The sequence below is a fragment of the Aeromicrobium sp. genome (assembly GCF_049586495.1).
Classification (GTDB): domain Bacteria; phylum Actinomycetota; class Actinomycetes; order Propionibacteriales; family Nocardioidaceae; genus Aeromicrobium.
On sequence record NZ_JBAVCB010000008.1, the window covers coordinates 1 to 7,830 of the forward strand.

The following is a 7,830-nucleotide window of genomic DNA, read 5'->3' on the forward strand; positions in this document are numbered from 1 at the left end:
TCCTCACCGTGGACGACGGAGACGTGGCGGTCGGCGCGTTCTGCCTCGGCGCGTTCGTTGAACAGGTCGGCTTCGACCCGGGCCACAAACCGTTTGAGCCAACCGCGCAGCTCGATGCTGGTGTGGGTCTGCGCGAAGGCGACGACCTTCGCGTCGAGCTTGGCGACTGAGGCCGGGCGGTGCAGCTTGTCGATGGTGTCGGCGATCATCGTGACCCGGTACGCGTCCACCACACCGTCGCCGAACGCCGCCCACACCGTCGGCGCCTGGTGTCGGACCGTGCCCGCGCACGACAGCCGGCGGTGGACCTGGCCTTCGGACAGGTGCATGGCGACAGCGATCTCCAGTGCGATCGACCGCAGCTGCGCTTGCCGCTTGAAGTACTCCGACGTCTGCGTGTACTCGGCCGCCAGGCGGTCTGAGAAGGCCAGCATCTCGGCCCACTCGGCGTGCTCAGCCCGGGCTCGGGAAGACGCGGAAGCAGTGAGTCGCTGCACCTGATTTCCCTGCGATTGCTGCATGTACTCAACCTAGACGAGGGGTCTGACAGCCTCTTTTCTTTCACCTCCAGGTTGTCCACAGGCGTGTCGGATGGCCGACCTTCACTCACCGGCGCGAGTGCCTCCCTGGAGTTGAGATAGATTGACCGCATGAAGTCGAATCTGATCTCCTTCGCCGCCTCCGAGGAGCAGTTGCGCGACATCGGCATCGAACCGTGGGTCGTCGGTGCCATCACGCTCGGCATCCTGTTCGCCCTGCTGCTGATGCTCTTGCAGTTCGGCAAGGGGCGCGAGCACTCCTGAGCACGACGCCGGAATCTTCGAGCGCCGCACCGGTGATGTCTTCGCGATCCGATGGAGGCCGCCGACGCATCGGGGTGATGGGCGGAACCTTCGACCCGATCCACCACGGCCACCTCGTCGCGGCCAGCGAGGTGCGGTCGTTCTTCGACCTCGACGAGGTCGTGTTCGTCCCCACAGGCGAGCCGTGGCAGAAAGTCGATCGTGACGTGTCCGAAGCCGAGGACCGCTATCTGATGACGGTCATCGCGACTGCGGCCAATCCGCACTTCGCGGTCAGCCGGGTCGACATCGACCGCGACGGCCCCACCTACACGATCGACACCTTGCGCGACATCGCTGCGCAACAGCCCGACGCTGATCTGTACTTCATCACCGGTGCCGACGCCATGGCTGCTCTGCTCACCTGGCGCGATCACGACGAGCTGTTCGCGCTGGCTCACTTCGTCGGCTGCACGCGCCCCGGTCATGAGCTCAACGAGTCGTCGCTGGAGGGACTGCCCACCGACCGCATCACCCTGCTGGAGATCCCTGCCCTCGCCATCTCGTCGACCGACTGCCGCGCGCGGGTCCAGCACGGCGAGCCGGTCTGGTACCTGGTGCCCGACGGCGTCGTCCAATACATCGGCAAGCACCGCTTGTACCGGTCGGAGGGGTCCTCATGACGGCCACCGACCGTGCCGTCGAGCTGACCCGAGCGGCTGCAGCAGCTGCCGACGCCAAGCTGGCCACGGACATCATCGCGTTCGACGTGTCCGAGCAGCTGGCGATCACTGACGTGTTCTTGCTGTGCTCGGCTGCCAACGCCCCGCAGGTTCACGCCGTCCACGACGCGATCGAGGACGCACTTCTGGCGATGGGTGCCAAGCCCGTGCGACGTGAGGGTCACCGTGAGGCCCAGTGGGTCCTGCTGGACTTCGCTGACATCGTGGTGCACGTGCAGAACGTGGAGATGCGCGAGTACTACGCGCTCGAGCGGCTCTGGAGCGATTGCCCCGTCGTGCCCCTCTCGTGAGCAGTCGGCAGGTGGTGCTGTGGCGACACGGGCGCACTGCCTGGAACCTGGCCGGTCGGGTGCAAGGGACCAGTGACATTCCGCTCGATGACGTAGGCCGCCAGCAGGCGCGCGTCGCGGCGGAGCAGCTGGCGATGATGCGCCCGGCCCGGGTCCTTTCCTCAGACTTGTCTCGGGCGCTGGAGACGGCGCAGATCCTCGGAGACCTGATCGGCGTCGAGGTCGAGACCGACGTCCGCTTCCGGGAGATGCACTTCGGGGCTCGCGAGGGGCTCACCTGGCACGAGGCCTGGCAGAAGTTCCCCGAGGGTCTGCGTGCCTGGGTCGAGGGTGACGAGACGCAGATCCCCGGCAGCGAGACCCACCAGCAAGCCGGCGAACGCTTCGCCGAGGGCCTGCGCGAACATCTCGAAACCGGAGACGACGAGGTCGTCGTGGTGGTGGCACACGGGGGAGTGCTCCGAGCGGGGGCGTGCGCGTTCTTGGGCTTCCACCTCGCGCAGTGGCACCTGTTCGGCGGTCTCAACAACTGTTCTTGGTCCGTGCTGGAGGAGTCCCGCCACGAGGAGTGGGCGAGGTGGCGAATCACCGAGTGGAACGCCGACAGTCTTCCGCGCCCCATCCTCTCCGACGACGACTGAGATGGCTGGGGGCCGATTGGGACACGGCGGCCGCCTCCGCTAACATGGTGCGGTCCCCGGGGCATTGGCGCAGTTGGTAGCGCGCTTCCATGGCATGGAAGAGGTCAGGAGTTCGAATCTCCTATGCTCCACGCGACGTGAGGCCCGGCTGTTCATCGGCCGGGCCTTCGTCATGGGATGTGGCGTTCGGCTCGCGTGGTCGACCTGACCGCCTACGCTGGGCCTGGTTGTCGTCTGAGAAGGGTTCCGTGCACCGTGCTTGCCCGTATCACCTTCGGCGTCGCAGCCATGATGGTCGGGGTCCTCGTCGTCGGCTCGTACGTGGGTAGTGAACGTGGCCGGGCCAGCGCGTATCCGACAGCGACCGGCGAAGCCGGTCCGCCGGGCCTGAGCCAGTTCTATCGCCAAAAACTCACGTGGACCAGCTGCGGCGCCGCGATCTGTACCTGGGTCACGGTGCCCGTTGATTATGATGCGCCCCGCGGCGACACGCTTCGTCTGCGGCTCAAGCTGCGGCCTGGCGGCTCAGGCGGGGGAGAGCGGCACCTGTTCGTCAACCCGGGAGGACCGGGTGGCTCAGGAGCCGCGTTCGTGTCTGCCTTCACTGCCGCGGCCTCGGACGGCCTGAAGAACGACTTCGACGTCGTCGGGTTCGATCCTCGAGGGGTGGGAGAAAGTCAGCCGCTCACGTGTCTGACCCCCAAGTCGTTCGACAAGCTGGTGGCGATTGATCCGGCGCCTGAAGGGGCCGAGGAGGTCGCTGAGCTCCAGCGGGGCTTCCGAGCCGTCGGACGGGCGTGTGTCGCGAAGTCCGGCGCGCTGGCCTCCCACGTGTCGACCGCTGAGGTCGTCCGGGACTTGGACATCCTGCGGGCCTTGATGGGAGAGCGGACGCTCGACTACTACGGCGCGTCCTACGGCACGCAGATCGGTGCGACCTACGCGGATGTGTTTCCTGAGCGGGTCGGCAAGATGGTTCTCGACGGCGCGGTTGATCCCTCCCTGTCCAAGGAACGCCAGAGTTTTGGGCAGGCGAAGGGATTTCAGCGAGCGCTCACTGCCTTCTTGACGTGGTGCGTCCAGACGGGGCAGTGTCCGCTGGGTCCAGACCGCGCCGCAGCCGAGGAGTCGGTCGTGGCGCTGCTGGACTCACTGGACCGAAAACCAATCGAGACCCGGGGTCAGCGCGACCTCACCAAGGGCAGCGCTGTCTACGGCATCGCGTACGGCCTCTACTCGCGCGATCTGTGGACGGTCCTGCTCAACGGACTCGATCGCGCTACGTTCGGCGACGGTTCGGTCCTGCTCCAGCTCTCTGATCGCTATTTCCGCCGGCGGTCTGATGGAACCTATAGTGACAATGGCTCTCAGGCCCTGTATGCGGTTCGGTGCCTTGATTACCCGCAAGCGCCGACTGACGCGCAGATCAGCGCGTTGATTCCGTCCTACGAGAGGGCGTCGCCTGTGTTCGGTGCAACGATGGCCTGGAGCGCGGCCGAATGTCAGGAATGGCCAGCGGCATCGGATGACCCGCAACTGCCCATACGCACCACCGATCTCCCCCCGATCGTGGTGATCGGCACGACCCGCGACCCCGCGACCCCGTATGTCTGGGCCAAGGCGCTGGTTCGCCAGCTCGACCGAAGCGTGCTCGTCACGCGGCGCGGTGACGGCCACACGGGGTACGGCGTCGGCAATCGATGCGTTGATTCCGTGGTGGACCGCTACCTACGGTTCGGCGAAGATCCTGACTTCACCGTCACGTGCCCAGAAGGCGCGTGAGGATGTCACCGACCCACAAGCATAATGGCCTCATGAGGACCCGTTTGAGGGCTGTGACGCTCGCGACGGTCGTTGCGGGTCTAGTCTTGACAGCATTGACCTGGGCAGTGGTTGAGTCGCCGGACGAGCGCCGACAGATCGCCGCTGCCGACGCCGCCGCCGCGAAGTTTCGCGTACAACTCGACCGGTTCATGGCCGGTGCCGTGTCCCTCGTCGCGGATCAGTACGACGAGGACGTCGACGACTATCGAGCGCTGCTGAAGGTGGTGAACACGCAGCTCGAGGCAGTGCCGAGGATCGACGAAAAGGGCACGACCGCCTACGGCCGACGTCAGAGCGACGACTACAACGCCGCGAAGCGGCGAGATGCGTTCGTGACGAAGCCGCTGCGCGATCTCTCGTCCCATCTCGAGCGGCGAGCCATTCCGGATGCGGCGTTTGCCGCTGCGGCACACAAGCTCATTCGGCTCGACCCGGCAAAGCTCCTGGGGCCCGGGCCAGTGTTCAACGGTGCACCGCTTCTGGACAAGGTGGTCCCGGCGTACCGCAAGGCACGCAAACGTCTCGCACGTCAAGAAGCGCCCGAGGGGGCAGAGCTCCTCCAGGCCGATCTCCTGACCTACGCCGACGACGTGATCGATATGAGCAAGAACGGTGCCGCAAAGATCGACGTCGGCGAACCATTCTATTTCCAGCTCGCAGATCGGCAGGCTGGCCTCAACAAGCGAGTGGTGGCGGTTGAGTCGATCATGCAGATCGAGGTGGGGGATGAGGTGGATTTCTTGGCCCGCAACAGTGACTTCACGGGGTCTTAGTCGTTGGGGTAGATGAGGCTGGTGTGAAGCAGCTGCCGAGCAGTGGTTTCCGTCACAGCTTGGACGCCGGTTGTGTTACCTTTCTCAGGCGTTCGGGGTGGTGAAATGCCCCGTAGCGCACCAAATTCTGTGCGAAGCAACCAGTAAAGGGAAACTTGATGAAGATCCGCAAGGCGAACACGGTCCTCGGGACCCTCCTCCTGGCGAGCATGTCGGTGGGAGTGGCCGGACCCGCGTCGGCAGCACCGGTAGCGGACTACTCGACCGCGACGATCTGCGGCGAGAGCACCGACACCTCGACGGACGCCACGGACGCCACGGACGCCACCGACGCCACGGATGCGACTGACGGCACGGATGCCGACACGGATGCGACGAACGCGGTGGACGCCACCAGCGGTCAGTCGCCGATCGATGGAACCCTCATCACCGCGACCGCCGTCGACGCGGTCAACAGCCCCAACTCGGTGGGGGTGTCGACCGCGATCGATGCCGCCACCGGCACCCTGACTGACGGAACGCTCATCACCGGCACGGATGCCGACGCAGTGGCAGCCACGATCTCGGTGGGCATCTCGACCATGATCGATGCGGTGACTGGCGCCACGACCGACGGAACGCTCATCACGAGCACCGACGCTGACGCGGTCGCAGCGACGGTCTCGGTCGGTACGGCGACGGCCCTGGATGCCACGACTGGCGCCACGACCGACGGAACGCTCATCACGAGCACCGACGCTGACGCGGTGGCCTCCACGGTCTCGGTCGGGACCGGTACCGACCTGGATGCCACGACAGGTGTCGAGACCGACGGCACCCTCATCACGAGCAACACCGATGTCGACGCGGTGGCCTCCACGGTCTCGGTCGGGACCGGTACTGACCTGGATGCCACGACCGGCACCTCGACTCCTGGAGGAGCGGTTGCCGCGCTCGACCTCGACGCGGTTTCCGGCACGGTGGCCACGGTGGGCGCTCTTGATGGCGGCGTGGCTACGGCCGGTGCGCTTGACGGTGCGTTGACCTCGGGCATCACCGCCAATGACGGTGGAGCTGGAGTTGTCGGCACGGCGTCGCTGATGGGCGCAGTGAACCTCAAGACCGCCGAGGAGTGCGAGTCCGACGATTCGGCACTGCCGGACACCGGTGGGTCGAACCTCGCGATCCTCGCTTTTGGCGCCCTGTTGGTCGCCGCTGGAGGTGCCGTCGTGGCCGCCGCCGGCCGCCGCCAGCACATCTGATCACGATCCGCCAGTACACCTGAACAAACATCGCCTCACGCTGTTCACCGCTCAAGCACCTAGCGAGCGGTGGACAGCGTCTGGCACGTGAGGACCTCGCCCGTGGACAAACCTGCTCCGTCCCCGCATGCAACCGATGTTCCCAACGCAACGCGTCGGGCCGTCGTGCTGGGGATAGCGGTCCTGATCATGGTGCACTCGTTCCTCATCATGGTGTGGGTCATGCCGGTCAACCCGATCCGTGATGCGGTGGGGCAGCAGCGCGTCGCCGCCTACATCAATCCCTATTTTGAGCAGTCCTGGTCGGTCTTCGCTCCCACTCCGCGTCGGGGTGGCGAAAATGTGTTGGTGCGTGCCTACTACGGGAACCTCGAGGGATCGAAGGAGACCGACGGTTTGGTCACTGACTGGTTCGACATCACCGCCGACGAAGACCGCCGCATCACCTACCTCGTCAATCCGTCCCGATTCCACAGCGCCACGCGCCGGTTGGGCGGAAACATCAACTCAGGCGTCTCGTCATTCAACGCAAACCAGCGGAAGCTCATCGCGGGCAACTACGCGCCCAGTCCGCGCAGCGAGCTGGCGGCCAATCTCGCCTCGGTGAACACCAATGGCCCGGTGGGGCAGGCCAACATCGACGCCTACATTCGCAACGACGAGATGCTCACGCGCTTCGCCACCATGTACGCAACGGCGCGCTGGGGCGACGGCGTGACCGCCATCCAGTTCCGGGTCGGTCATCGCAGTGTGCCCAACTACTCAGTACGCAAGACGGTGAAGTTCCTGGACGTGCCGTTCAGCTACTACGTGTTCGGATGGCGCACCGCGATGCCGGGCAACGCCGATGCTCAGGCCGCCTTCGATGCCTACGTCGACAGTGCGCCACAGCGTGTGAGCGGAACGGGCAAGTGACCATGACACAGACTGACGTCGAGGACCAGCCGACCACCGAGGTCGCGACGGCGCGGCCCTCGATGGTGTCCCGCGCCCTGGACCTGATCATTGGCTGGTACGTCACAGCAGAGGCATGGCTCTTCGAGGACAAACGAGCGCTCCGCGGAGTTGCCCTCGCGCGAATCCTCGCTGGCATGTCTGTCTTCGGAATCTATGTGACGAATTTTCGCGTTCGTCATCTGCTCTTTGGGCAGGCCTCGGTGTGGAACAAGCCACTAGCCGACCAGAGCGAGTTCGCGCCGCCGCGCCTTGTCGAAAATCTCAGCAACGGTGCGCTCACCATCTACTACCTGGGCGTCTTGCTTCTCGCCCTGTTGTTCATCCTCGGATGGCACACCCGTCTGGTGGGTCCGCTGATGCTGATCGCCGAGGTGTCGCTGATCGAGCGCATCCCGATTCTCGGCGACCAGGGAGACAACATCCTCCGCGTCGGACTGATTCTCCTGATGTTCATGCACACCAGCGAGTACTGGTCTCTCGACGCCAGGCGGCGCGCGCGCGTGCCAGCCGTCGCGTCCGAGTCGCGCGACCCCGTCGCCCGGATACAGACAGCGTTGCGTAACGCATGGAACAGTCACC

Annotated in this window: 10 protein-coding genes and 1 tRNA gene; 10 read left to right on the forward strand and 1 reads right to left on the reverse strand. The window is 65.4% G+C overall.

What is annotated here, in order from left to right:
* A partial coding sequence (locus WB508_RS00255) for a DUF222 domain-containing protein (protein ID WP_423842860.1) occupies positions 1–521 on the reverse strand: 521 nt, incomplete at its 3' end.
* 129 nt (positions 522–650) lie between these two features.
* Here WB508_RS00255 and WB508_RS00260 point away from each other — a divergent pair.
* The 10 genes from WB508_RS00260 to WB508_RS00305 form a co-directional block, all read left to right on the forward strand.
* Entirely contained in the window at positions 651–803 is a 153-nt protein-coding gene (locus tag WB508_RS00260; RefSeq protein ID WP_423842861.1) for a hypothetical protein, read from the forward strand.
* 35 nt (positions 804–838) lie between these two features.
* Complete coding sequence (gene nadD, locus WB508_RS00265) at positions 839–1,465, forward strand: nicotinate-nucleotide adenylyltransferase (RefSeq protein WP_423842862.1); 627 nt, start codon at positions 839–841, stop codon at positions 1,463–1,465.
* Positions 1,462–1,815, forward strand: a complete 354-nt coding sequence (gene rsfS / locus WB508_RS00270; protein WP_423842863.1) for a ribosome silencing factor — start codon at positions 1,462–1,464, stop codon at positions 1,813–1,815. Before nadD ends, rsfS begins: the two co-directional genes overlap by 4 nt.
* Before the next feature lie 11 nt (positions 1,816–1,826).
* The gene (locus WB508_RS00275) at positions 1,827–2,456 is read left to right on the forward strand and encodes a histidine phosphatase family protein (protein WP_423842864.1); all 630 of its coding nucleotides are present in this window, start codon (positions 1,827–1,829) and stop codon (positions 2,454–2,456) included.
* Positions 2,457–2,514: 58 nt separating this feature from the next.
* Positions 2,515–2,587 (forward strand) — tRNA-Ala (locus WB508_RS00280).
* Positions 2,588–2,711: 124 nt separating this feature from the next.
* Positions 2,712–4,238, forward strand: a complete 1,527-nt coding sequence (locus WB508_RS00285; protein ID WP_423842865.1) for an alpha/beta hydrolase — start codon at positions 2,712–2,714, stop codon at positions 4,236–4,238.
* Positions 4,239–4,324: 86 nt separating this feature from the next.
* The gene (locus WB508_RS00290) at positions 4,325–5,053 is read left to right on the forward strand and encodes a hypothetical protein (RefSeq protein ID WP_423842866.1); all 729 of its coding nucleotides are present in this window, start codon (positions 4,325–4,327) and stop codon (positions 5,051–5,053) included.
* A 158-nt stretch (positions 5,054–5,211) separates the two neighbouring features.
* The gene (locus tag WB508_RS00295) at positions 5,212–6,294 is read left to right on the forward strand and encodes an LPXTG cell wall anchor domain-containing protein (protein WP_423842867.1); all 1,083 of its coding nucleotides are present in this window, start codon (positions 5,212–5,214) and stop codon (positions 6,292–6,294) included.
* Between the two features lie 102 nt (positions 6,295–6,396).
* Positions 6,397–7,209: a DUF5819 family protein gene (locus WB508_RS00300; protein WP_423842868.1), complete on the forward strand. Its 813-nt coding sequence runs from the start codon at positions 6,397–6,399 to the stop codon at positions 7,207–7,209.
* A gap of 2 nt (positions 7,210–7,211) precedes the next feature.
* A partial coding sequence (locus WB508_RS00305) for a hypothetical protein (protein WP_423842869.1) occupies positions 7,212–7,830 on the forward strand: 619 nt, incomplete at its 3' end.